The organism is Azospirillum sp. UENF 312511, assembly GCF_058780635.1.
Genome location: NZ_JBSNCG010000005.1, coordinates 1 through 24735 on the forward strand (window position 1 = coordinate 1; position 24735 = coordinate 24735).

The 24735-nt window shown below is 65.5% G+C and carries 26 protein-coding genes; 12 read left to right on the forward strand and 14 right to left on the reverse strand.

Annotated elements, in window-relative coordinates:
- A partial coding sequence (locus ACWPN7_RS28405; protein ID WP_492273533.1) for a sensor histidine kinase occupies window positions 1–1236 on the reverse strand: 1236 nt, incomplete at its 3' end.
- A gap of 240 nt (window positions 1237–1476) precedes the next feature.
- Here ACWPN7_RS28405 and hmpA point away from each other — a divergent pair.
- Together hmpA and ACWPN7_RS28415 are read left to right on the forward strand one after the other, a co-directional pair.
- A complete protein-coding gene (gene hmpA, locus ACWPN7_RS28410; protein WP_200475196.1) occupies window positions 1477–2703 on the forward strand; it encodes an NO-inducible flavohemoprotein in 1227 nt (408 codons plus the stop codon).
- 105 nt (window positions 2704–2808) lie between these two features.
- Window positions 2809–3093 (forward strand): hypothetical protein, encoded by a 285-nt coding sequence (locus ACWPN7_RS28415; protein WP_211112710.1) that lies wholly within the window; start codon window positions 2809–2811, stop codon window positions 3091–3093.
- 149 nt (window positions 3094–3242) lie between these two features.
- Here the strand turns inward: ACWPN7_RS28415 and ACWPN7_RS28420 are convergent, their stop codons facing one another.
- From ACWPN7_RS28420 to ACWPN7_RS28445, 6 genes are all read right to left on the reverse strand, one after another.
- Window positions 3243–3521, reverse strand: a complete 279-nt coding sequence (locus ACWPN7_RS28420; protein WP_200475197.1) for a DUF6522 family protein — start codon at window positions 3519–3521, stop codon at window positions 3243–3245.
- Window positions 3522–3658: 137 nt separating this feature from the next.
- Complete coding sequence (locus ACWPN7_RS28425; protein WP_200475198.1) at window positions 3659–4333, reverse strand: DUF4142 domain-containing protein; 675 nt, start codon at window positions 4331–4333, stop codon at window positions 3659–3661.
- Window positions 4334–4356: 23 nt separating this feature from the next.
- Entirely contained in the window at window positions 4357–6270 is a 1914-nt protein-coding gene (locus ACWPN7_RS28430) for a nitric oxide reductase activation protein NorD (RefSeq protein ID WP_200475199.1), read from the reverse strand.
- Between the two features lie 4 nt (window positions 6271–6274).
- Complete coding sequence (locus tag ACWPN7_RS28435) at window positions 6275–7090, reverse strand: CbbQ/NirQ/NorQ/GpvN family protein (RefSeq protein WP_200475200.1); 816 nt, start codon at window positions 7088–7090, stop codon at window positions 6275–6277.
- A complete protein-coding gene (locus tag ACWPN7_RS28440) occupies window positions 7090–8439 on the reverse strand; it encodes a cbb3-type cytochrome c oxidase subunit I (protein ID WP_200475201.1) in 1350 nt (449 codons plus the stop codon). The genes ACWPN7_RS28435 and ACWPN7_RS28440 overlap by 1 nt, the downstream gene beginning before the upstream one ends.
- Window positions 8440–8454: 15 nt before the next feature.
- Window positions 8455–8907, reverse strand: a complete 453-nt coding sequence (locus ACWPN7_RS28445) for a c-type cytochrome (protein ID WP_109069058.1) — start codon at window positions 8905–8907, stop codon at window positions 8455–8457.
- Window positions 8908–9404: 497 nt separating this feature from the next.
- Between ACWPN7_RS28445 and nirK the strand changes: the two genes are divergently transcribed.
- From nirK to ACWPN7_RS28460, 3 genes are all read left to right on the forward strand, one after another.
- On the forward strand, window positions 9405–10469 hold the full coding sequence (nirK, locus tag ACWPN7_RS28450) for a copper-containing nitrite reductase (protein WP_109069057.1): 1065 nt from the start codon (window positions 9405–9407) through the stop codon (window positions 10467–10469).
- Window positions 10470–10615: 146 nt separating this feature from the next.
- Window positions 10616–11242 (forward strand): FmdE family protein, encoded by a 627-nt coding sequence (locus ACWPN7_RS28455; protein WP_200475202.1) that lies wholly within the window; start codon window positions 10616–10618, stop codon window positions 11240–11242.
- A 23-nt stretch (window positions 11243–11265) separates the two neighbouring features.
- A complete protein-coding gene (locus ACWPN7_RS28460) occupies window positions 11266–11811 on the forward strand; it encodes a hemerythrin domain-containing protein (RefSeq protein ID WP_200475203.1) in 546 nt (181 codons plus the stop codon).
- A gap of 58 nt (window positions 11812–11869) precedes the next feature.
- Here ACWPN7_RS28460 and ACWPN7_RS28465 read toward each other — a convergent pair whose 3' ends face one another.
- Both ACWPN7_RS28465 and ACWPN7_RS28470 read right to left on the reverse strand, forming a co-directional pair.
- A complete protein-coding gene (locus ACWPN7_RS28465) occupies window positions 11870–12037 on the reverse strand; it encodes a hypothetical protein (RefSeq protein ID WP_176025361.1) in 168 nt (55 codons plus the stop codon).
- Window positions 12038–12168: 131 nt separating this feature from the next.
- The gene (locus ACWPN7_RS28470) at window positions 12169–13050 is read right to left on the reverse strand and encodes a LysR family transcriptional regulator (protein WP_200475204.1); all 882 of its coding nucleotides are present in this window, start codon (window positions 13048–13050) and stop codon (window positions 12169–12171) included.
- Between the two features lie 364 nt (window positions 13051–13414).
- On the opposite strand from ACWPN7_RS28470, the gene ccoN reads away from it, so the two are divergent.
- Together ccoN and metB are read left to right on the forward strand one after the other, a co-directional pair.
- Window positions 13415–14824 (forward strand): cytochrome-c oxidase, cbb3-type subunit I, encoded by a 1410-nt coding sequence (ccoN, locus tag ACWPN7_RS28475; protein WP_247891475.1) that lies wholly within the window; start codon window positions 13415–13417, stop codon window positions 14822–14824.
- A gap of 71 nt (window positions 14825–14895) precedes the next feature.
- Entirely contained in the window at window positions 14896–16077 is a 1182-nt protein-coding gene (gene metB / locus ACWPN7_RS28480; protein WP_194911010.1) for a cystathionine gamma-synthase, read from the forward strand.
- Window positions 16078–16271: 194 nt separating this feature from the next.
- On the opposite strand, the gene ACWPN7_RS28485 is transcribed toward metB, so the two are convergent.
- Window positions 16272–16718: a carboxymuconolactone decarboxylase family protein gene (locus ACWPN7_RS28485; protein WP_200475206.1), complete on the reverse strand. Its 447-nt coding sequence runs from the start codon at window positions 16716–16718 to the stop codon at window positions 16272–16274.
- A 79-nt stretch (window positions 16719–16797) separates the two neighbouring features.
- Window positions 16798–17409, reverse strand: coding sequence for an SDR family oxidoreductase (locus ACWPN7_RS28490; RefSeq protein WP_492273534.1), 612 nt, complete (start codon window positions 17407–17409; stop codon window positions 16798–16800).
- Between the two features lie 418 nt (window positions 17410–17827).
- On the opposite strand from ACWPN7_RS28490, the gene ACWPN7_RS28495 reads away from it, so the two are divergent.
- Window positions 17828–18049 carry a winged helix-turn-helix domain-containing protein gene (locus ACWPN7_RS28495; protein WP_372441509.1) on the forward strand — a complete coding sequence of 74 codons (222 nt, stop codon included), beginning with the start codon at window positions 17828–17830 and terminating at the stop codon, window positions 18047–18049.
- Window positions 18050–18594: 545 nt separating this feature from the next.
- Here the strand turns inward: ACWPN7_RS28495 and ACWPN7_RS28500 are convergent.
- The gene (locus ACWPN7_RS28500) at window positions 18595–18822 is read right to left on the reverse strand and encodes a helix-turn-helix domain-containing protein (protein WP_194911012.1); all 228 of its coding nucleotides are present in this window, start codon (window positions 18820–18822) and stop codon (window positions 18595–18597) included.
- Window positions 18823–18976: 154 nt separating this feature from the next.
- Here ACWPN7_RS28500 and ACWPN7_RS28505 point away from each other — a divergent pair, with 154 nt between their 5' ends.
- Together ACWPN7_RS28505 and ACWPN7_RS28510 are read left to right on the forward strand one after the other, a co-directional pair.
- A complete protein-coding gene (locus ACWPN7_RS28505) occupies window positions 18977–19354 on the forward strand; it encodes a hypothetical protein (protein ID WP_137106388.1) in 378 nt (125 codons plus the stop codon).
- 634 nt (window positions 19355–19988) lie between these two features.
- A complete protein-coding gene (locus ACWPN7_RS28510) occupies window positions 19989–22334 on the forward strand; it encodes a methyl-accepting chemotaxis protein (RefSeq protein WP_492273535.1) in 2346 nt (781 codons plus the stop codon).
- Window positions 22335–22447: 113 nt separating this feature from the next.
- On the opposite strand, the gene ACWPN7_RS28515 is transcribed toward ACWPN7_RS28510, so the two are convergent.
- Window positions 22448–22675 (reverse strand): helix-turn-helix domain-containing protein, encoded by a 228-nt coding sequence (locus ACWPN7_RS28515; protein WP_200475207.1) that lies wholly within the window; start codon window positions 22673–22675, stop codon window positions 22448–22450.
- Window positions 22676–22830: 155 nt separating this feature from the next.
- Between ACWPN7_RS28515 and ACWPN7_RS28520 the strand changes: the two genes are divergently transcribed.
- The gene (locus tag ACWPN7_RS28520; RefSeq protein ID WP_492273536.1) at window positions 22831–23280 is read left to right on the forward strand and encodes a helix-turn-helix domain-containing protein; all 450 of its coding nucleotides are present in this window, start codon (window positions 22831–22833) and stop codon (window positions 23278–23280) included.
- Here the strand turns inward: ACWPN7_RS28520 and ACWPN7_RS28525 are convergent.
- Entirely contained in the window at window positions 23273–23551 is a 279-nt protein-coding gene (locus tag ACWPN7_RS28525) for a transcriptional regulator (RefSeq protein WP_307832586.1), read from the reverse strand. The two genes, ACWPN7_RS28520 and ACWPN7_RS28525, sit on opposite strands and share 8 nt — an antisense overlap.
- Window positions 23552–23708: 157 nt before the next feature.
- On the opposite strand from ACWPN7_RS28525, the gene ACWPN7_RS28530 reads away from it, so the two are divergent.
- Window positions 23709–24239: a hypothetical protein gene (locus tag ACWPN7_RS28530; RefSeq protein ID WP_456525949.1), complete on the forward strand. Its 531-nt coding sequence runs from the start codon at window positions 23709–23711 to the stop codon at window positions 24237–24239.
- Window positions 24240–24735: the final 496 nt, after the last annotated feature.

Sequence of the window (24735 nt, forward strand, 5' to 3'; positions counted from 1 at the left end):
TGGCAGGGCGACGCTGATCGTTGTTCCCGCCCCTGGGCGGGATTCCACCGTGATCGGATAGCCGAGGTGATCCGCCAGCGTCTTCACGATGAACAGGCCAAGGCCCAGGCCAACGACCTCATCTCCGGCTTCGATGCGGTAGAACTCTTCGAAAATGTCGGCCAGGGAACTCTCCGGGATGCCTCGGCCGGTATCGCAGACGTCGACCCATACCTTGCCGCCGGCGGTGCGGCACACGATCCGGATTTCCCCGCGGTCGGTGTACTTGATGGCGTTGTCGACGAGGTTGTGGAGAATGCGCGACGCAAGCAGCCGGTCCGTGCGCACCGTCACCCCTCTGCCACTCCCTTCCATGCGCCAGTCAAGCCCCTTGGCTTCGGCGGCCAGTTGGAACGTCGCCGTGGCGTGCGTCATCAGATCGTCCAACGGGACGTCTTCGATCCGGACGGCGATCGTGCCGTCGTCCATCCGCACCAGATCCTGCACGCCATCCATCAGTCGCTTCACAACGCCCAGGCAGTGCTTCATCGTCGACACGTAGGTTTCCCCGCGGGCGGTCACCCGGGACGACAGGGCGTGGGTGGCGAGGGTCAGGGCATGGACCGGTTGGCGCAGGTCATGGTTCAACGTCGCGAGGAGCCGGGTGCGCGCCGCGTTGGCCCGCGCCAGTTCCCTGGCCTGTGTCCTTGCGGCTTCGGCCGATTCCTGCAGCGATTCAAGAAGGCGGACGTTGGACAGCGCCAGGGCCGCCGATCGGGCGATCGCCAGCAGCAGGGTGACCGTGCCCGTGGCGGGCGTGTGCCGCGTCGCCCAATACGCACCGATGGCGGCGATGGGCTCGGGCGCGCCGACCGGCACCATGACGAGGCTCCGCACGAAGGTGGGGCGATAGGCTTCGTGCGGGATGCGCGGATCGGCGTAGATGTCCGGGATGACCGCCGGTTGCCCGGTCAGCATGGCCCAGCCCGAGATGCACATGCCCATGGGAAACCGCTGCCCTTTCCACAGCGGACTGATCGCGTCCTCCTCGACGTAATGGCACAGCTCGCCGTCGCGCAGCACGATGGTGACGCCGTCGGCGCCTGTCAGGCGGCGCGCGACCGTTCGGAGGATGGCAACCACGGCCGGCAGGTCGCGGGCGAAGAACAGGCGTTCGTTGAGATCGACGAGCGCCGTCAGATGGTCGGCATCGCGCAGGGCGGACGGTTGCAGGGCATCGGTATCGGCAGCGGGCATCAGCCACGGTTCCCAGGCGGTTCGTCACGCCAACAGTCCTTGGCGTGAAGAAGCGGACGAGCGCTTCGTAGACCGAAATATAGCGCATGGAAGCCGCTTCCGCAGCAGGAACTACAGCGCCATCGGCTGCCGATGCCTGTGCGATCACAACCTTTGGAGGTCGGCCCGGTTCTGGGGGAACCGCCGGAACCGGTTGAATTGGCGGAGGGTTGAATCGCCATGGCAGCACGGAGACAATTCATGGCGGAGGCTCTCAGCAACCGAACCATCGACATCGTCAAGGCCACGGTTCCCGCTCTGGAGAAAGGCGGCACCGCGGTCACCGACCGCATGTATCAGCGGTTGTTCCGCACCCCGGAAATCCGCGACCTGTTCAATCAATCCCATCATGGCGAGACCGGGTCGCAGTCCAAGGCGCTGACGGCGGCGATCATCGCCTATGGCCGCAACATCGACAATCTGGGTGTGCTGGCCTCGCGGGTGGAGCGGATCACGCAGAAGCATGTCGGGCTGAACATCCTGCCCGAACATTACCCCTATGTTGCCGATGCCCTGCTGGGCGCAATCAAGGACGTGCTGGGCGATGCCGCGACCGAGGAGGTCCTCGACGCGTGGGGCGAGGCCTATTGGTTTCTGGCAGACGTGCTGAAAGCGCGGGAGGCCAGCATCTACTCTGGGCTCGCCACGGCGCCGGGCGGCTGGAACGGCTGGCGCGATTTCACGGTGGAGAGCGTGACTCCGGAAAGCGACATCATCCGCTCCTTCATCCTGGTTCCGGCAGACGGGCGCGGTGTGATCCGCCACCGCCCTGGTCAGTATCTGACCTTTGCGCTGGATGTGCCGGGAGCCGGTGTGCTGAAGCGCAACTATTCCATCTCCTCCGCTCCGGATTCCCGGTCCTACCGCATCAGCGTCAAGCGGGAGGTGGGGTCGGGCAGGCCGGCGGGGCTGGCCTCCAACTGGCTGCACGATCACGCCGAGCCGGGCACAATGCTGAAGGTGGCGCCTCCGGCCGGCGAATTCTTCCTCGACGAGGCTTCCGCCGGGCCGGTCGTGCTGCTGAGCGGCGGCGTCGGGCTGACCCCGATGATGAGCATGCTGGAGACCATCGCCGGTTCCGGCAACGGCCGGCCGACATGGTACATCCACGGCGCCGAGAACGGCCGCGTCCACGCGATGCGTGATTATTCCCGGGCGCTCGCCGCTCAGGCTCACAACATCACGCTGCGCACCTATTACAACGCCCCTGACCCAGCCGACGTTCAGGGGCGCGACTACGATGAGCGAGGTTTCATCAGCATGGATTGGATCGTGGCCAACACGCCGACGCAGGAGGCGGCCTACTATCTGTGTGGCCCTCGACCGTTCCTGCGCGCTATGGTCGGTGGCCTCGCCGGCCGGGGCGTGCCATTGGGCAGCATCCATTACGAGTTCTTCGGCCCAGCGGACGAACTGCTTGCCGTATGAGATTTCAGGGCGTGCGCCGGTTTATTCCAGGGAGACTTCAATGGCGCGACACGTTCTGTTGTTTGTTTGTCGCTACACGCTTTGTTTTTGCAAGGAGCCAAAGGCATGCCTCGAAATCCACGGCGCTTTGCTTTCTTGCGAAAGCACAATCTGGTGTCGTTCCTATTGACGCACCTCGCGATTGGGGTGGTGGCCGGGGTTGTCGTTTGCCTTGGCCTTCTCGCCCTGGATGTCGCCAGTCTTCGTACACTGCTCCTTGGCTCCGAATACTGGCTGATCGGTTTTATTCTGCTCTTCGGCTCGGTTTGCGGAACGTTCGGCGGTGTGGCGATGGCGGTCGCCGTGATGAATCTGGGCGACTGGTCCGATCACCCGGATCGGGATTACTGACCCACCCCTGGCATCGTCAGGAGACGACCGTCGTGAAGCCGGCCACCATAGGGTTGCCGGGCGGGCTGGACAGAGGTCCTCGATCGGCGGACCCGTCGTCCGGGCCTGCGCCACTCACACAGCGGGTCTCTTCGGCATCCACCTCGACCTCATGCAACATGAAGTGCATGGCCCTGCGCATCCAGAATCAGAACCGATTGCCGTGCCCGGTAGCGGAAGGTCACCCGCCTCCGACCATGGTCCACACCCGTTCCCTGTTCATGAACCTGATGGACCATGCCTTTCTTCAGTTCTTCCATGAAGGCGCCCGGTTCGAGGCCGAGGAGCGGCCCCACGATCGCGGCGTCAAACACGAGATCCCCGGCCCCGTCCACCTCGGCAACCTGGGTTCCGAGCAGCCCCGCCGGCTGCGGTTGCGTCTCCGTCATGTCCGCCTCGCTCGTCCTTGGAATGATGGCCGGAAGGAATCATGACGTGGGGCGTGGTTCCCGTCTTTGCCCGGGGGCAAACGCACGGCAGATGCCCTGTCACCGGCGGAGCGGACATGTCATGGCGGTCGTCGGCCTCAACGGGCCTTGGTCGGATCGCCATACTGAACCGGCTGGCCCGTTGCCGGTGCGCTGATCCCGAAGCGGCCGGCCATCTGCCGCAGGGCGTCGCGGTCCTTCTGGATGGACACCAGACTGGTGATGGCGAAGGTGGCAAGCTCGCGGTCCGGCGTGTTCGACGCCTCGGTCTGGTAGAGGTCGACGATGCGGTCATGAATGCGGAGCTGCGCCTCGACGTAGCCCTTGGCGAAGGCATCGCCCGACGCCCCGGACAGCGCCTTGACGGCGTCCTGCGTCATGCCCTCCTGGGCGTTCGCCGGGTTGGTCACCGCCCCGGCGGCACCGAAGGCGTCGGCGCGCTCCGGCTTCAACTGGTCGGCCGGCGGCAGGGAACGGGCGGAGGAGAGCCGCTTCAGGGACTCACCCAAGGTGGCGTGGGTTTCCGCAATTCCTTTGGCCAGGTTCTTGAACGCGTCGTCCGCCCCCTTCTCCGCCGCGAGACGCCCGAGTTCCGCCTGCCCCTGGCTGGCCGCGGCCGCCTCCTTGAGGAAAAGCGCATCCTCGACGGGCAGGGACTGCCCCGGTTGCGGCGGCAGGCGGGGCGTTGTGTCCGGCCGGATGTTGACCTGCGCCCACGGAGAGCCGGACACCAGGACGGCTCCGAGGATGGCGGCAAGGATGATCCTGAGCATGATGCCTCCTGTTTCTTGAGCGTTCAGCCGGTCAGCTGGCGGTAGATGGCGGGCAGCGCCGCCGGCAGGCGGGCGGCGTGCGGGAAGATGGCGTAGGCGCCGGGGCCGAAGATGTAGGGCAGGTAATCGCGCCCCTTCTCGTCCACCGTGACGCCGAACAGCCGCAGTCCGGCGCGGCGCGCCTCCTGCACCGCCACGCGCGTGTCCTCGATGGCGTAGCGGCCCTCGTAATGGTCCGTGTCGTTCGGTTTGCCGTCCGTCAGCACCAGAAGCAGCCGGTGTGTGTGCGGGCGGTCCTTGAGAAGGGCCGTCGCGTGGCGCAGCGCCGCTCCCATGCGCGTGTAGCTGCCCGGCTTGAGCGCCTGGATGCGGCGCACGACGCGGGCGTCCAACCGCTCCTCGAAGTCCTTCACGGTGCGCATGTCCACCCGGTGGCGCCGGTGCGAGGTGAAGGTGAGGATGGCGTGCTCGTCGCCGCAGGCGGTCAGCCCGTGCGTCAACGCCAGCAGAGCCTCCTTCTCGACGTCGAGCACGCGCCGCTCCTCGATGCAGCTGTCGGTGGACAGCGAGACGTCGACCAGCACGCACACCGACAGGTCGCGGGCGACGTTGCGCACCGCCGTGTAGACCCGATCCGAGCCGATGCCCCCCGCGCGCCGGTCGGCGACCGAGCGGACCAGAGCCGACAGGTCGAGTTCGTCACCGTCGGGCTGCCCGGTCATCACCTGGCGGCGTGGCCGCATCGCCTCGAACTGGCGGCGGACCAGGCGGATGCGGCGCAGCGCGTCGTCGTCGGGCCGCCACTCCTCGCCCTCCAGCGCGGCCGGCTCGGCAATCACGCGGCAATGGTCGGGATGATAGAGGCGGCGTTTCCAGTCCCACTCGGGATAGGTGATTTCCGCCCGCAATGGCGCGACGTCGGCTTCTTCGGAGGCCAGATCGAGGTCGAGCTTGAGCTTGGTCGACGCCTTGCGCTCGTGCTGCCCTACGGAGATCTCGTCCAGGTCCTCCGCGGCCTTGCGCGCGCTTTCCTCGTCGTCGTCCTCGACCTTGCGATTGAGATTGACCATCTCCGCCAGCCCGAGAATCTTCTCGAAGCGGTTCAGCATCAGCGGGTCGTCGCGCCGTGTCTGGTCGTTGTCGCGGCGCTTGGCCCTGCGGCGCTTGCCGTCCCCTTCGGCCCCGGCGCCGCCCTCCTCATCGCTCTCGGGGGAAGCGGCGCCCTCCGGTGGCGCGGACACCTCGCCCCACAGCGGCACCGGCAGGAAGGGCCGATAGCCGGAGGCGGCGCGGAAGCGGTCGAGCGGGACCGTCGCGTCGGTGACCGCGGCCAGCAGGTCCGGATCGGATGGGCCGCCGCTTCCGATGAGCGTTCCGACGAGCGTCTCGACGGCGGCCTCCCGTCCGGGCAGCCGCCGTTCGGGCCGGGCCGCGCGCATGGCCTGGCAGAGCCGGACGTGCAGCGGGCGAAGACCCGGCCATTCGGCGAGCGCCCGTTGCGTGGCCCGATGGGCCGAACGCAGGCGGACGAGGTCGGCTTGCAGCCGGTCGTCGGGCATCGCCGGAGGCGGTTCGGCCTGGACGAAGAAAGCGGTGAGCCATTCGTAGAGCGCCGCGTTGTCCTCGCGGGACGGGAAGACATCGACGCGGTCGGGAAGTTGGAGGGTGACGCCGTCGTAGCGGGCGCGCTCCAGCTTCTCCGTTCCGAGGCCGAGACGCTGCTTCAGACCGAGGCGATGCCCGGAGGTTTCGGCGGAGGTCCCGGCGATGCGAACGGCGCCGGGGCCGCCGAGCGCCCGAAACAGCACGCCGAGGCGCGCGCGCATCGCGTCCAGGCGGACCGCGGCGTCGGGATGACGCGGGTAGGACGCGGCGTCACCGACCAGACGGTGCCACAGGGCTCCGACGAACTCCTCGGGTTCCCAGATGGAGGCCATGCGATCATCCCAGCGTGAGTTCGGCGACCCGAAGCAGCGCCTTCTTGACCTCCGGGTCGTCGGTGAGCGGCTCGATCATCGACGCCAGGATCGCCTCGTCGCGAGGCATGCCGTCGCGGATCAAGGAGGCGCAATACACCAACAGCCGGGTCGACACTCCTTCCTCAAGATCCTGCCCCTTGAGAGCGCGCAGGGCATTGCCAAGCCGCACCAGCGGAGCGACCCGGTCTGCGGGCAGCCCGCTTTCCTGGACGACGATCCCGGTTTCGGCATCGGGCTTCGGGAAGCCGAACTCGATGGCGACGAAGCGCTGGCGCGTGCTGGGCTTCAACGATTTCAGGATGTTCTGGTAGCCGGGGTTGTAGGAGACGACCAGCATGAACGCCGGCGGCGCCTCCAGCAGTTCGCCGGTGCGTTCCAGGGGCAGCAGGCGGCGGTCGTCGGTCAGCGGGTGCAGCACCACGGTGACGTCCTTGCGCGCCTCGACCACCTCGTCGAGGTAGCAGATCGCGCCTTCGCGCACCGAGCGGGTCAGCGGGCCGTCGGTCCAGACCGTGTCGCCACCCTTGAGCAGGTAGCGGCCGGTCAGGTCGGCGGCGGTCAGGTCGTCGTGGCAGGACACCGTGTGGAGCGGACGCCCCAGCCTTGCGGCCATGTGCGCGACGAAGCGGGTCTTCCCGCAGCCGGTCGGCCCCTTGAGCAACAGCGGCAGACGGTTGCGGTGGGCGTGCTCGAACAACGCCACCTCGTTGCCGGTGGGGGCGTAGAAGGGGACGGCGCCGCCCGCCGTCCCATGCTGGGAGGACGTCTCCTCCGCCATCACTCGGCCGGCGCGACGGAGGGTTGGGTGCGCGCGGGCACCCGCTCACGCGCCGGTCCGAACATCGCATAGACGAACATGAGCACCGAGATGACCACGAAGATGCCGGAACCCAGCCGCATCCAGTAGAACAAGGCCAGCTGCTCCTGGACCTCCATGTAGGTCATGCCCAGCACGCGCTGCAGGTGGACCTGCACGACGCCCGCGAAGGTCAGCGTGAAGGTCATGAAGGCCATGGCCGAGGTCATGATCCAGAAGCTCCACATGTTGAGCACCTGGTTGTAGGGCGCACGGCCGCGCAGGCTCGGCAGGGCGTAGCTGATGATCGCGAGGTTCAGCATCACGTAGGCCCCGAAGAAGGCAAGGTGCCCGTGCGCCGCGGTGACCTGGGTGCCGTGGCTGTAGTAGTTGACCCAGGACAGCGTGTGCATGAATCCCCACACGCCAGCACCGAAGAAGGCCATCACCGGGGTGCCGAGCGTCCACAGGAAGGCAGCCTTGTTCGGGTGGTCGCGCCGCCCCTTCCAGGCCATGGTGAAGGCGAACACGACCATGGCGAAGAAGGGCGCGACCTCCAGCGTGGAGAACAGCGAGCCGATCCACTGCCAGTAGCCCGGAGCGCCGATCCAGTAGTAATGGTGCCCGGTGCCCAGCAGGCCGGAGAACAGGGCCAGCCCGACGATGGCGTAGAGCCACTTCTCCACGACCTCGCGGTCGACGCCGGTCATCTTGATGACCAGGAAGGCGAGGACCGAGGCCATCACCAGCTCCCACACGCCCTCGACCCACAGATGGACGACGTACCACCAGTACAGCTTGTCCAGCGCGAGGTTGGTCGGGTTGTAGAAGGCGAACAGGAAGAAGACCGCGATGCCCCACAACCCGAGCAGGAGGACGTTGGTGATCGCCGTCCTGCGTCCTCTGATCACGGTCAGCGAAACGTTGTAGAGGAAGATCAACGCCGCGACGACGATGCCGATCTTCACCCACAGCGGCTGTTCGAGGAACTCACGCCCCTCGTGGATGCCCAGCGTGTAGCCGACCACCGCGCCCAGCGCGCCGACCATCAGGATGGCCAATTGGGCGTAGGCGAGCGCCGGGCTCTCGATGTCGCGCTCCGCCTCCTCCGGGATCAGGTAGTAGGCCGAGCCGAAGAAGCCGAGCAGGAGCCACACGATCAGCGCGTTGGTGTGGATCATGCGCAGGATGTTGAAGGGCAGGATCTCGGACAGGAAGTTCGGCAGGACGTAGACGGTCCCGGCGAGCGAGCCGACCAGCACCTGGACGACGAACAGGGCCATCGCGCAGGCGAAGTACCAATAGGCGATGCGTTGGGTCGCGTATTTCATGCCATGCCTCCCCCTTCAGCCCGCTTGGTTCGGTGGCCAGCCTTGCGTGTCGATGCGGCTGGTCCATTCGAGGAAGTCGACGAGGTCGTTGAGTTCCGCGTCGGTCAGGTTGAACTGCGGCATCTGGCGGCGCCCCTCGACGCCGCTGGGCTGCGACTGCATCCAGGCGATCAGCGCCGTCCGCGCGCCTTCGGCGTCCTCCCGCCCGCCGTAGCGGACCCAGACGTTGCCGAGCTCCGGGGCGAAGTAGGCACCCTCACCAAGCAGCGAGTGGCAGTTGATGCAGGCGTTCCTTTCCCACACGTGCTTGCCGCGTGCGACGCTCTCGGACAGCGTGGCCTCGTCCGTGCTGGTCGTTCGGATGTAGTAGTGGCTGTGAATCGTCAGGGCGACGAAGGTGACGAAGAAGAAGAGCGACCCGCCGTAGAAGATGTTGCGCGCCGCTGATTTCGTGAATCGCTCGGCCATCACCTCCCCCTGTTATCGTTACACGGTTAGGTTACGTGTCCAGGACCAGTGGAAGCGCAAACAGGACCGTTGGGCCAGTGCGGAAAAGGATAGGATGGAACGACCGAGTGTCCTCGAACGCGGTTCTCGAAGCCGAAGGGTGCTGCATGGCGCGGCAACCCTGTGCGGCGGCATTGTTCACGCCGTGAGCTGCGGCGGGATGTCGCAGGGGTGCCGGGCCGATTCCATGCTCCCAGCGGGACGGACGATGAGCTGCTCGGTGACCTCATCAGCATCCGCCTTGTGATTCGTGGTTTTTCTCAGTCCTTTGCAGGCGATACACCCCTTCAACCCCCCTCGCTCCAGAAAGCAACTTCTCGCAATTGCGAAAAAATCAGAATAAAAACGGAAGTGATCGGAGCGTTGCCCTTACCTAAAATTCTTGACGACCGTCAAGTAACGGGGCCGGGAAATCTGGGACGTTGGCTTCACAAGCAACACTCGCCCTGGATTGCATCATGAAAACCAAGACCTTCCTCGCCACCGTCAGCGCCGCCGCCCTCATCGCCCTGTCGGGGATCGGCGCCGCATCGGCCACCACGCTGTACGCCGAGCCGAAGGTCAAGGAGCCGGCGGTCGACATTGTCCAGGACCCCGCGGCGGTCCCGGCGCCGGAAGCGGCGGGCAAACGCGCGCCAAAGACCCACAACGTCGTGTTGACCACGACCGAGGTCGAAGCCAGGCTGGATGACGGCACGACCTACACTTACTGGACGTTCAACAACAAGGTCCCCGGCCCGATGGTCCGCGTCCGTGTCGGCGACACGGTGAACGTGTCCATGACGAACGCGCCCGGGTCGGTCATGAACCATTCCATTGATTTCCACGCGGCCACCGGTTTCCTCGGCGGCGGACAGATCACCCAGGCGGAGCCGGGCCAGACCAAGGAATTCTCGTTCAAGGCGATGGCGCCGGGTGTGTACGTCTATCATTGCGCCACGCCGATGGTCGCCCAGCACATCGCCAAGGGCATGTTCGGCCTGATTGTGGTGGAGCCCGAAGGCGGCCTGCCGAAGGTCGACAAGGAATTCTATGTCATGCAGCAGGAAATCTACGCCACCAAGGCGAAGAACCTGCCGGCTGCGGAGGACGACTATGACGGCTTGGTCAACGAGAAGCCCGGCTATCTGGTGTTCAACGGCGCCGTGGGTGGGCTGGTGAAGGACAAGCCGCTGAAGGCCAGTGTGGGCGAAACCGTGCGCATCTGGTTCGGTGTCGGCGGGCCGAACTTCACCTCGTCGTTCCATGTCATCGGTGAGATCTTCGATCGCGTCCACAACCTCGGTGCCCTGGACACGCCGCCGCTGAAAAACGTGCAGACGGTCTCGGTGGCGCCGGGCGGGGCGACGATGGTGGAGTTCAAGGTCGACTATCCGGGCAAGTACGCGTTGGTCGACCACGCTCTGAGCCGCGCCACCAAGGGGCTCATCGGCATTCTGGAGGTCGATGGCAAGGCGGACGACAGCATCATCCTCGACAAGAGCGGCGACTCCCGCAAGCAGCTCGGCGAGATGAAGCACTGATCCCACCCCGGTGGGATGCGCACGGGGAGGGTGGGGGTGAGACCCTGCCTTCCTCCGTTGGGCATTTCCCGTTTGCCGCCGGTGCTTGGCCGTGCCGTTTGCGCGAGGACAAAGAGGCTCTTGCATCATCGTGGCACGATCCGGTCATGACCTTTCCATCCTTCTATGATGCGGCGCCGCGGCTCGTCGTGTTCGATCCGCTCAGCGCGTTCCTCGGCGCGGCCGAGGACGGCCTGCTTGAGTACGGCTATGCCGATGCGGTGCGGCTGGCCGGCCATTCCTGCCCGACCGTCGCGGGCGCTTACCTGATGACCGTACGGTCACTGGAACGTCTGTATCCCGATGAGGTGCCCGAGCGCGGGGCCGTCGCGGTGTCTGTTCGCGAGGCCGCCGACGACGGTGTGGCCGGCGTGATGGCAAGCGTCGCCACGCTGCTGACCGGAGCGACGGAAAACACCGGCTTCAAGGGCATCGCTGGACGCTTCGACCGCCGGAACCTCCTGTCCTTCGGTGTCGGCATTCAAGGGACGATGGCCTTCGTCCGCATGGACACGGGAGCGGGCGTGCAGGCGACGCTCGACAGCGGCGTCGTGCCGGTCGATCCGGCGATGCCCGGCCTTCTTCAGCGCCTGTTGTCCCAAGCGGCATCCCCGGACGAAGCGGCACAGTTCCGCACCTTATGGCAGGAACGGGTCCGACGCATGCTGGTGGACCACGCCGACGATCCTCGGCTGGTCAGGCTTGCCGCCTGGAATGGCCGACCCGACGCGTGACCTCCTTTCAAACGGCTTCGAACATGCACACCGACAGCAAGACCGGCCAACTCCTGCACGACGATCATCACCGGACCATCGACCTTCTGAACGCGTTCGAAGCCTATCTCGAACGCACCGGGGAGGACGACATCCCGCATCTCGACGCGGACGGTCGCGGTCTGCTCGCCACCCTTGGCAAGGAGCTGGGCCAGGACCTTGAACGGCATTTCCTCCTGGAAGAGCAGTGGCTCTTCCCGCCCATCGCCGCCGCCGGCGCTTACGAGATGACGGCCGACCTCTCGACCGATCATGAAGCCCTGCGCCCGCTCGTCCGCCGCATTGCCCGGCTGTGTGCCCTGGCTCTGCGTGAGGGGTTCGATGAGGAAAGCTGGCCGGTCTTCCGCCATTTCGGGCAGCAACTGATCGAGGGCCTCGTCCTGCACATTCAAAAGGAAGAGACCGCGCTGCTCAGCGCCGTCGATGCCGTCCTCACGCCGGCGCAGGACGTTGCCCTGGCACGGGCTTACCGCCATGGGGACGAGGTGCTTGGCGGCACGGATGAACGCGCATCATCTCCGCAGGTTTAGGGCGGGCATTCAGCGGCAGTTCTGTCGCGGCCAACGTGCGCCGGTGTTCCGAACCGCATCAGGCCGGATTCATCGGCTCGGTGGGCGGGGTGGGGTTGTCCTCAGGTTCCGCCGGAGCGGCGGGCACGGGCTTGTCCTCCTGCTCGTCCGGAAGACGACCGAGGCAGGACCCGTCGGGGCGTGCGAAGGGTGACGAGGGCAGGGGCGCGGACCGCTGGGGCTTCATGGTGATTCCTCCCTTCCTGCCAGAACACCGTTCACGCCGCATCATCGCGACGGCGTGAAATCCTGCCGGTGAAGCGGCATCCAATTGCGGGCATCAGCCCCGCGCGCGCCGACGCCGGCCGGAACGGGATTCTATTGGGCGTCGGCACCTTGTTGAGAATTCCCTGTCACCTCGTCAGAGCCGAGGATGGCCCGCAGGCCTTCGAACGCGGTTTCGAGAACGCTGACATCAGGCTCCGCCGGGTGAACAGCGTAAATGGGCAAACTGAACGGGTGCGCTTCGGGAACGACTTCCCCCACCCCCTGGTCGAGCATGGGCTGGACCAAGCTCCGTGGGAAATGCCCGGTTCCCCCGCATTGCTTGACATAGTCCAGCCCGAGCGTGCCGACGCCGATCGACAAGGGTGTGGACAGAAGCTCCGGATTTCGCAAACGGATGCTGCGCTGGAACTCGTCGCTCCAGTCGATGAGGACGTAGTGGTCGCCACCGGCGCTCGGAGCGGGGCGAACCCTGACAAGGACCAAATCCTCCTCCAGCAGCAGGCGCACGGCGAGGCCCGGCACGGCGCGCGGCGAATAAAGGACCGCGAGATCGAGCGTCCCGTCGCGAAGGCGCTGGAGCAGATCGTCCGCCAACCCGACCTCGCACCGCAGGGCGATGTCTTCGGCATTCCGCCGCATCCAGGGAATCCAACGGTTCAGCATCCGGTTCCACAGACCGGCCTCGCTGCCGATGCGCAGCAGGGCGCGATGCCCGATGGGAAGCGCAGCCTCCTGCCGGGCCTGCTCCCAGAGGCGGAGCATGGCGATGGCATGACGCTGGAACCGGACCCCGGCCGCAGTGAGCATCGCGCCGTTCTTGTTGCGCACAAACAGCTGGCAACCCAGCTGATCTTCCAAGTGCCGGATGCGCGTGCTGACCGTCGATTGCGTGACGTGCAGCCGCTCCGCCGCCGCGACGAAGCTTCCAGCCGTGGCCGCTTCAAGAAAGGTGCGGGCCGCTTCCATGTCCATGCGACGTCCCTGCCAGAATTCGTATCGGATAATCCGATGCAATCCATCGAATAAATTCGCTTTTGCTATGCTTAGGCGCGACCTAGGCTCTGCGCAACCGTGTTACGAGCCGTCGGGCAAGGCGCCTGTGATCCTCCCATTCCAAAACGGGACGGGAGTCCGCGCGCCCTGCGCCGGGCGGCCCTGACCGGCCATCGCCGACCGGGCCGCCATGACGTCGGCCGTCCGGCCGTTCCCGCCTTGCGACGTCGACAGGGTCTTGCGCATGACCGATCTCGCGATCAGCACCACGCTATCCATACCCGCGGCCGGCCGGCCGGACGGCGACGCGGCCTCGTACGACGCCGGAGACGCCGCGGTGCGGATGTTCATCCAGGCATCCCTGTTCTGGTGTGTGGCCGGACTGGCAATGGGCCTGTGGGTTGCCCTTCTGCTGGTCGCTCCGACGTTCAACCTCGGGCTGGAATGGACGAGCTTCGGCCGCGTCCGGCCGATCCACACCACTCTGATCGTCTATGCCTTCACCGGGAACGCGCTGATCGGCTCGTCCTTCTTCGTGGCGCAACGGACCTGCCGAACTGCCCTATGGGGAAGCCGTGAACTGCACCAGCTGCTGTTCGGGTGCTATCAGATATTCGTCCTCCTGGCGGTGTCCGGCTACGTGATGGGCGCCACCCAGAGCAAGGAGTACGCGGAGTTCGAGTGGTACACCGACCTGTTTCTGCTCGGTGTGTGGCTGCTCTACGCGACGATCCTGGTCCGGACGATCCTGCAGCGGCGGGAGAGGCACATCTATGTGGCCCTGTGGTTCTACCTGTCCTTCGTCATCGTCGTCGGCATGGTGCACACGCTGAACAATCTGGCCGTGCCCGTCTCCTTCACCGGAGCGAAGAGCTACCCGTTGCTGTCCGGTGTGCAGGACGCGATGGTGCAGTGGTGGTTCGGGCACAACATCGTCGGCTTCTTCCTGACCGCCGGTGTCGTCGGCATGATGTATTATTTCGTGCCGAAACAGGCGGAGCGGCCGGTCTATTCGTACCGCCTGTCGATCGTGCATTTCTGGTCGCTGGTGTTCATCTACATCTGGGCCGGTCCGCATCATCTGCACTACACGGCCCTGCCGGACTGGGCGCAGACGCTGGGCATGACCTTTTCGATCATGCTTTGGATGCCGTCCTGGGGCGGCATGATCAACGGCATCATGACCCTGTCGGGTGCCTGGGACAAGCTGCGCACCGACCCGGTCCTGCGCTTCCTCGTGACGTCGGTGGCCTTCTACGGCATGTCGACCTTCGAGGGTCCGCTGATGGCCATCAAGCCGGTGAACGCCCTGTCGCACTACACCGACTGGACGGTCGGCCATGTGCATTCCGGCGCGCTCGGCTGGGTGGCCTTCATGGTGTTCGGCTCCCTCTACCATCTCGTCCCGCGGCTCTGGGGGCGGAAGCGCCTTTACTCCGTGGGGCTGGTCAGCCTGCATTTCTGGACGGCGAGCGTGGGCATTCTGCTTTACATCGCCGCCATGTGGGTGTCGGGCATCATGCAGGGTCTGATGTGGCGCGCCTACGACACCCTTGGCTTTCTCCAATATTCGTTCGTCGAGACGGTCACGGCCACGCACCCCTTCCACGTCATCCGCGCAGCCGGCGGCGCCCTGTTTCTCGCGGGTGCGCTCATGATGGTCTATAACCTGGCGCGCACCATGCGGGGCGATGTGGCGAGCGAGCCCGGACGGACAAGCCGCGCCGCGAACCTTCGGGCGGTGGCGCGCTGACGCGGCGCCATCGGGGCGGGCCGGGAGCGGTCGAACAGCCGGACCGCAGCACGCAGCAAAGGATGCCGAGCATGGACAATGGAAAATCCCCGCAGACGATCGCCGCCGCCAACGGCATTGGGAGCGACGCGCAGTACGGCGCGGTGACGCCGCCGATCCACCTGTCGACCACCTACCGGTTTCCCGGCTTTGAGAAGCCCGGACCATACGACTATTCGCGAACGGCCAACCCGACGCGCGATCTGCTCGCCGATACCCTCGCCCAATTGGAGGGTGGCGCCGGTGCGGTGGTCACGGCCACCGGCATGGCCGCTGTCAGCCTGCTGCTGGCGACGCTTGACCCTGGCGACCTGGTAGTCGCTCCTCACGATTGCTACGGCGGAACCCATCGCCTGCTTTCGATGCGAGCGGCGAAGGGGCATTTCGACGTGGCGTTCGTCAATCTGAACGAGGCGGCAGGTTTCGCCGAGGCTCTTCGACACGGCCCGGCCCTCATCCTGATCGAAACCCCAAGCAATCCGCTGATGCGCATCACCGACATCGCGAAGCTGGCCGAGCAAGGCAAAGCGGCGGGAGCAAAGATCGCCGTCGACAACACCTTCCTTTCGCCCGCGCTCCAGCAGCCGCTGGCGCTCGGGGCCGACTTCGTCATCCATTCAACGACCAAGTACCTCAACGGCCATTCCGACGTCGTGGGGGGAGCCGTCATCGCCGCGGACACGCGGGATCTGAACCACCTCAAGGATTGGGCGAACGCGATGGGCCTCACAGGGTCGCCCTTCGACGCGTACCTGACGTTGCGTGGCTTGAGAACGCTGTTCCCACGGCTGGAGCACCAGCAGCGCACTGCTTTTGCGATGGCCGATTTTCTCGATCGTCATCCGTGCGTGGAGACCGTGCATTATCCAGGCCTGCCGTCTCACCCCGGCCACGCCATCGCGGAGCGCCAGCAGCGTGGCTACGGCGCCATGCTGAGCTTCAACATCAAAGGCGGAGCGGACGGCGCACGCCGTTTCGTGGAGGCGGTGAAAGTGTTCACGCTCGCCGAGTCCCTTGGCGGCATCGAAAGCCTCGTCGCTCATCCGGCGACGATGACGCACGCGAGCATGGGGATCGAGGCGCGGCGCGCAGCGGGCATTGACGACAGCCTGTTGCGCTTGTCCATCGGATTGGAAGGGGAACGAGACTTGCTCATGGATTTGGACCATGCCCTGAGAACGGTCGCTCCGCTGCTTGGTCGCAATTCCGTATAAGGGTTCCGTCAGGTGTCGCGCCATACATGAGTCGACGATGCCGAAGGGCTGGCGGGAGGCGCCATGAACTACGCGAGGCCGATCATATCGCGCAGCGCGGCGACCCTCTGAACATGGATCACCCGTCGCTGCGCCACAGAGACGTGCTGGTTGCGGCGGGTTCCGGCGTCGCCACCACTCCCATCCGCATCGGCTCAGGCCTTGGCGGCCACCGGGAGACGGAAGGGGGCACCCAGCCGGTTGAAGGCATTCATCGCCGCGATGGCGATGGTGAGATCGATCAGATCCTTCGGCTCGAACGCCGACGATGCCGCCGCGTAGGCGGCGTCGGACGCGTGGGTTTCGCTGACGCGGGTCACCTCTTCGGCCCAGGCCAAGGCCGCGCGCTCCGTGTCGGAGAACAGGTGCGGGACCTCCTCCCACACCGGCGCCAGCGTGACCTTGTCGATCGACATGGTCTTCCGGAGGTCGCGGCTGTGCAGATCGATGCAGTGAGCGCAGCCGTTGATCTGCGAGACCCTGAGGAACACGAGGTGGATGAGTTCCTCGGGCAGGTTGGTGCTCTTCGTGACGTAATGGTGGACGCCGAAGAGAGCCTTCGCGCCGTCGGGCGCAACCTCGTACCAAGCCAAGCGTGCCATGTCCTTTGCCTTTCCTATCAACAATTGATTGCGGTTCCCACAGCGCCGGCCCATGGCCGCCGGGTGTCTTCGACGCCCCTCAGCGCGCGGTTTGCTGGCCGAGCCAGTCCTCGAACCGGATGGCGCCGAGTTGGGCGCCCCGGCCGGAGGTCAGTGATTGATCGTTGAGAACGTCGCCGAAGTAGCGCGCGTGGATGTCCGGCACGACCTTGCGCGTGTCCTTTGTCGCCTGCAGGAAGCGCCGGACCAACTCGTCGAGCGGGATCGCCTCCGGACCGGCGACTTCGAGCGTGCCGTTGACCGGCGACGCGAGCGCGACCTCGGCGAGGGCCGCCACGACGTCGTCGGAGGCGACCGGCTGGATCAGCGCCGGCGACAGGCGGATCTCCCCGCCGATGGTGGCCGACTGCGCGATCCCGCCGACGAATTCGAAAAACTGCGTGGCGCGCAGGATGGTGTGGGGAATGCCCGACGCCTTGATGAGGTTTTCCTGGGCGACTTTCGCCCGGAAATAGCCGTTGTCGGGAAGCCGTTCGCTGCCGACGATCGAGAGGGCGACGTGATGGCGGACACCGGCGGCCGCTTCGGCGGCGAGCAGGTTGCGGCCCGAGGTCTCGAAGAAGTCGAGGACGGCCTTGTCCTCCCAGGCCGGCGCGTTCGCCACGTCGACGACAACGGCGGCTCCGTCCATCGCCTAGGCCAAGCCCTCGCGGGTGATGGTGTTCACGCCCGTTTTTTGGCGAGGCTGCGAGCGCATCGTGGCCGCGCTCGCGGAGGGTCTGCACCAGCTTCGATCCGATGAGGCCGGTGCCTCCGATGACGACGATCTTCATGGGGCTCTCCGCTTCTCGACGCAAACCAGCGCCGTCGATGGAAAACAGAGTGCCCGCGCACGCCGGGGAAGTCCTTGCGGCGGGCTTGAATTGCCCTCCAAGAATGCTTGGACTTCCGTCCAAGAAACCATACGGCGCGCCTCGACGCGAACGGTGCAGCCGTCCATGCGCCGCCGTGCTATCAAGGGCGCATCGTTCGCCCGCTGCCCCGGACAGGGAGGCGATGGCGCTCGGTCCAGGGAGGTGCGGGCCTTGCCGTTCCGTTTCGGAGAGTGTGTGCTCGATCAGGAGCGCCGGGAACTGACCCTGCGCGGACAGGTCGTGGGCGTTGGCCCGCAGGTCTTCGACCTGCTGCTGCATCTCGTCCGCAACCACGACCGCGTCGTCAGCAAGGACGATTTGCTGGAGGCGGTGTGGAACGGACGGATCGTCTCGGAATCGACCATCACCAGCCACATCAACGCGGTTCGCAAGGCCATCGGCGACAGCGGCGGGTAGGCCGGAAAGGGTTTCGCCGTCGTGGCGCAGGAGGTGAAAAAATCTTGCCAATCAGACGGCGCGCTCGACCGGGGAGATCACCCGCCAGATCGCCGAGATTCAGGGAGCGACGGTGACGGCGGTGACGGCGGTGGACGAGCCCTGCACCGTGACGGTCGGCGGTCAGACGCAGTCCGGGCAGGTCGTGAGCCTGTCGGTTGGCGGTGCCATGATCACCGGGCTGACCGGCCTCGGCGCCGCTGATCACGGTTACTTGCGCCTGGACCGGCATGGCGTGCAGATCGGGTTTGAGGTTCGCAGCCTTTATGGTGACGCCGTTCACGTCGAGTTCGCTGAGGCCGATTCGTCGGCTCCCGCCTTCACGGGTGTGATCGAGCGCCTGACCCATGGCTTCAGCCGCTCGACACCCTGTCCCTCGGCGCAGTGGCTTGAACTTGGAGTGGGGCCGGTGCGGCGCTTGCAGAACCGGCCCCCCTCATCGCCGATCGGAACGGTCGGCCAACGTCGGGCCGAATTGGGCGCCAGGGCCTTCCTGGTCCACCCATTCAGCCGGATGGCAGGAGGTGATGGGTGTCCAGAAGCACTCCCGGCGGCACGCCCAGCGCGTCGGCGAGTTCCTTCAGCACCGTGACGGTCGGGTTGCGTGCGCCGCGCTCGATGCCGCTGATGTAGGTGCGGTGCAGACCCGACTCGAAGGCAAGCTCCTCTTGCGACCAGCCGCGCGTGCGCCTGATCCGCTGAACGTTGAGCCCGACCTGCTGACGGATATCCATCCGGGCAGCTAGCCGGCGTGCAGCCTATCGGTCTACAGACTATGAGTAACATTTTGTTAGGAGCAGGCGCGCTACGGTCCGGGACGGCACAGCCGGAACGCGAGAAACGGCTAACATTCACCGCGCAGGAAGGCCTGAGGCAGGAGGAGACTTCGTGGACGTCGTATCGGGGGCGAAGCGCCAGGGGCGCGGCCGTCGGTCCAAGGCCGGGAGCGGGCTGGGCATGGTGGACACGCACGTGGACAGCCGGCTGCGGTCGCGCCGCACGCTGCTCGGCCTGACGTTTCAGCAGATCCAAAAATATGAGCACAGCACCAACGGCATCGCCGCGTCCCGGCTCTGGCCGTTGACGGAGGAGTTCCACGTGCCGGTCAGTTTCTTCGACGACGACATGCAGGACACGCTGCCCCGTAACCCTGAGCCGTTCGATTCCGAAACGCTGGTGCCGCCTTCCGGCCAGCACTCTCTTCAGAGGCGCCTCGTCACGCCTGTCAAAGCTCAGGCGAGCCAAGCAACCATGGGAGGTCAATAGGGCGCCATCGTTGCGCACTTATGTCGCAGACAAGGCGACTTGAAAATAAAATTGCTTAGCGCAAAATGTTTTCAGAGGAGTTTGTGAGCGAATTCGGTTCAGTATTCGCTTTGCAAGCAAATTAATGCGTTGTGATTCCATGTAATAAATTGTCAATTCGGCGTACTTGCTGAAGTCTCGTTGCATTTTGATTTTGTAAGATCGCTAGGCCGTTTGGCATTGATTTTCTTTTTCTATGGCAATAGCCGCTGAGATGCAGTTTCGACTATCGCGACGGAATTCCGTTACGCGGGATGTCGCATCCAGACCGCGTCAAACGGTCGTCAAGCGCCTGAGATCCTCGGGGCCGACGTTCTGGCCGACGTTTCGATGCCGGCGATGGGGGTCCTCATCCCTCCGCATTGACGAGGCCGCCATGACCCGGTGTCCCAAACGGACCTGAGATCGGGCGTGAGCCGGGGTTCGCCGCCTGCCCAACCCGGACGTCTCCGCCCGGCGCACGGGCACGGTGGTTCCCGGGACTCCAAGCAACGCTGACCGGGCCGGACGCTCCCGAGAAAGGATACCTGACTAAAGAACGAAGCGCAGTCGTCTCCATGAACGCGTTCAGAACAATAGGAGGAAACAGAACACAATGCTGACGGCTTTCAGGAACATTTCGATCGCCGCGAAGCTCTCCGGCAGCGGTATTCTGGTGGTGATGCTGGTCGCCGGCATCGCCTATTGGACGCACGAGGTTTTCGACCAGGTTCGCACCGACATGACCCTGTCGCAGCGCGCGGCGCAGGTGGCGTCGATCACGCAGGAGATTCAGGCCCGTTTCATGGGCGTCGCCTACACGAACCTCGCCATCACGGCGGCAGGCAGCGAGGAGGAGGTGAAGCGGCTCGAAACGGTGAGCGTGCAGGGCCGGGAGCAGAGCCGGATGCTCCTCGACCGGGTCATCGAGGCGTCCGTACACCCCGATCGGAAGGCGACGCTGCACGAGGCGCGGGAGATGATGCAGCGCTACGGTGAGCTGGCGGAGCGGGGTATTGCCGCTCGGCGGCGTTCCCTCCAGGCCTCCGAACAGGACTATCGGACAGCGCGGGCGGTTCTTGACCGGGAGGTCGCAGCCGCGGTTGGCACGACGGAGGCCAACAGCCCGCATGGCAGCGCCATTCGTGTCTATGAACGGGGGATGAAGGCTGCCTTCGATGCGGCAGCGGCTTTCCTGGTGACCGGTGCGGATGGTGACGCCGCGAATATCGCGCGGGCGGAGGAGGCGTTGCGCGCTCCGGTTGCCGAACTTGAACGGCTGGCCGCGACCGGTCCGAAGTTTCGTGACGCCGTCGCCGCGCACGCCGTGTTCACCGGGGCGCTGGCCGAAATGATCCGTTCACGGCAGGTGAACGACCGCATCTGGTTCGGCGAGGCTCGTCCGTTGCGCTTGGCCATGCAGGATCGCCTGACTGCCATCGCCGACGCCGCTCAAGCTCGTTCCGCCGAACTGGCCGAGCATGCGGTCGTGACCACCGACGACGCCGTCCGGCGCACCTTGATCGCCATCGCCGCGCTGATCGCCCTGGTCGCCGGGATCAACGTGGCGCTGTATCGCATCATCGCGACGCCGGTCATCCGGCTCACCGGCGTCATGCGGAGTCTGGCGGGTGGCAACACTGACACCGCGATCCCGGCGCTGGAGCAGCGGGACGAGATCGGCGCCATGGCGCGCGCCGTGGTTGTCTTTCGCGACAGCATGGTCGAAGCACAGCGGCTCCGCGCGGCGCAGGAGCACGCCCGTGCCAAAGCCGAGGCGCGCAAGGCGGAGGCGATGCGGCGCATGGCCGAGACGATCGAACGCGAGGCGGGCCGAGCCGTGGAGCAGGTGGCGCGGTACACCGGTGCGATGGCCCGGGACGCCGACGGCATGGCCAACTCGGCCGACCGGGTGAGCATCAACGCACAGAGCGTCGCCGGGGCCGCCGGGCAAGCGCTGGCGAACGCCCAGACCGTGGCCGCGGCAACGGAGCAGCTGGCGGCGTCGATCCACGAGATCTCCGGGCAGATCGCCCAGGCCGGTGCCGTCACCCGGCGGGCGGTGGAGACTGGACAGCAGACCCAGGGGACGATCCGGTCGCTGTCCGACACGGTGGGGCGCATCGACGAAGTGGTGAAATTGATCAGCGATATCGCCGCGCAGACCAATTTGCTGGCGTTGAACGCCACCATCGAGGCGGCGCGCGCCGGGGAGGCCGGCAAGGGTTTCGCCGTCGTGGCGCAGGAGGTGAAAAATCTTGCCAATCAGACGGCGCGCTCGACCGGGGAGATCACTCGCCAGATCGCGGAGATTCAGGGAGCGACGGCGACGGCGGTGACGGCGGTGGATGAGATCGGCGCCACCATCGGCGAGATCGATCGGATCTCCAGCGCCATCGCGGCGGCCATGGAGGAGCAGGCGGCAGCAACCCAGGAGATCAGCCGCAACGTCGTCGAAACCTCGAACGCGGCGCAGGAGGTGTCGGCCCGCATCGCCGTGGTGTCCCAGGAGGCTGAGCACACGGGCGGGCAGGCGCAGCGCCTGCGTGACGGATCGGGCGCGGTCGCCAGCAGCATCGAGGAGCTTCGGCACGTCCTCGTCCGCGTCGTTCGCACGTCGACCAGCGAAGCGGACCGCCGTCGGCAGCCGCGCTATCGGGTGGACGAGCCCTGCACCGTGACGGTCGGCGGTCAGACGCAGTCCGGGCAGGTCGTGAACCTGTCGGTTGGCGGTGCCATGATCACCGGGCTGACCGGCCTCGGCGCCGCTGATCGCGGTTCCTTGCGCCTGGACCGGCATGGCGTGCAGATCATGTTTGAGGTTCGCAGCCTTTATGGTGACGCCGTTCACGTCGAGTTCGCCGAGGCCAATTCGTCGGCGCCCGCCTTCACGAGTGTGATCGAGCGCCTGACCCATCGGCTTCAGCCGCTCGACACCCTGTCCCTCGGCGCAGTGGCTTGAACTTGGAGTGGGGGCGGTGCGGCGCTTGCAGAACCAGCCCCCCTCATCGCCGATCGGAACGGTCGGCCAACGTCGGGCCGAATCGGGCCTCAGGGCCTTCCTGGTCCACCCATTCAGCCGGATGGCAGGAGGTGCTGGGTGTCCAGAAGCACTCCCGGCGGCACGCCCAGCGCGTCGGCGAGCTCCTTCAGCACCGTGATGGTCGGGTTACGGGCGCCGCGCTCGATGCCGCTGATGTAGGTGCGGTGCAGCCCCGACTCGAAGGCGAGCTCCTCCTGCGACCAGCCGCGCGTGCGCCTGATCCGCTGAACGTTGAGCCCAACCTGCTGGCGGATATCCATCCGGGCAGCTAGCCGGCGTGCAGCCTATCGGTCTACAGACTATGAGTAACATTTCGTTAGGAGCAGGTGCGCTACGGTCCATGCTGCACATCCAAAGCGCGAGAAATGCCGAACGCTCACCCCGCAGGGAAAGGCCTGAGGCAGGAGGAGACTTCGTGGACGTCGTATCGGGGGCGAAGCACCAGGGGCGTGGTCGCCGGCCCAAGGCCGGGAGCGGGCTGGACATGGTGGACACGCACGTGGGCAGCCGGCTGCGGCTGCGCCGCACGCTGCTTGGCCTGTCGCAGACCGAACTGGGGCGAAGGCTCGGCCTGACGTTTCAGCAGATCCAAAAGTACGAGCACGGCACCAACGGCATCGCAGCGTCTCGGCTCTGGCAGTTGGCGGAGGTGCTCGACGTGCCGGTCAGTTTCTTCTTTGACGACATGCCGGACACGGCGCTCCGTGCCTCCGAACCGCCTGATACTAAATCGCCACCGATGGGGCGGCGGGAGACGCTGGAATTGGCCAAGTGCTACTACCGGATCAAGGACCCACACGTGCGCCGGGGGATCTTCGATTTGGTCAAGGCGACCGTGGGCGCGGTCGAGGGCATGATCAAATGACGTCCGTCTCCTGCGGCCGATCCTTCTTGAACCGAACCCCTTCGCCGCCGCCGTTCTCTGGGATGAATTCCACACCGGCAGCCTCCAACGCCGCGCGAAGTGCACGAAGGGTCCGGACGTTGAGTTGGCGCTCAATTTCCCGCTCGAAGTCGGCCACGGTCTTCGTCGAAACCTCCGCCGCCTTCGCGAGGTTCTGCTGGTTCATCCGCACCAGAGCCCGTCCCGCACGACATTGCGCCGGCGAAATGACATTATTCTTGGCATCAATCATTTTTTATGGTGTCATCATTAATGTCATTTTGCATCATATCAGTTGCGGCGAAAGCCGCAAAGGAGGTGACGTGTCTCCAAGGACGCGAACGCCAAAGATAAGCCACGCATCCCGGAAAGGGAGCATCGTTGCCGCTGCTCGTCTACTGACCTCCACTTTGAGAGAGAGTCAGGACGCCGACCCGCTCATCCTGCTCTGGCAGGATTGGCGGGAGACCTTCGCCTCCTCGCAGCGGCTGTGCCGCGAGGCCCAACGCCTAGAACGGGAATTAGCCGAGACGATCGGCTTTCCCCGTGTCGAAATCCCCCTCGACGACCCAGGGCGCCCCTCGATTGTCGCCACGGAAGCCCGCCAGATCGACCGGGTGCTGGGGACGGCGCCGGCCACCCGCTCCCTGCGCCGGCGACTGAAGCGTGACCTCGCCGCCGCACAGGCGCGCTGGGACGCCGAGGCGGCCGCGGTCGGCCTCACCAGCGCCGTGGAGCGGGAGGCCGCAGCGGATCGGCGGGTGGACGAGTTGCTCAAGACCGCGTCCCGCATGCCGGCACACTCGCTCCTCGGCGTCATCGCCAAGCTCGCCATCGCGACCGAATGGAGCGAGTTGGAGCCGGACGCCGACGGCTATCCCTGGGACTTCATCCGCGGCGTTCTCGCCGACCTGACCGCGCTGACCGTAAAGGAAGCCTAGCGTGGCTCGTGCCTCTTTCCATGCTTTGGGTGGGTGACTGCCAAGAGAGCACCGCCAAGCTCCGCAAACACAGGAATCATGTCCGAGCGCACAAGTCGGGATCATTTGACGGTGAACAGAGGAAGCCTCGTTGCCGCGCTGGTCGGATCGGCGGTTGCCGTCACCATGATCGCCCAAAGGCGCAGCCCGAACTGTGCAATCAAGATAACGCACGGAACGCAAAGAACATTTTTCGTGTGCGATGCCACTGCGTCAAAATGACCACCCGCTACCGATTGGCAGTAAAATGTATATTAAGGGTTGTTGATGTTCAATGTTTTCAAATGGATCTGGCAACTCGCGACGAGGGAGGGCATAAAGATCTTTATAGAGAAAATTAAATTCCCAATGAAATCGTCAGCGCTCTTGATGGTTTCTGTTCGGATAGAAAGTGAACATCATTTTTTCTGTCAAAGGCGGGTGCTGTCCGCTTTGACGGAAACAAACGGATGAGCAA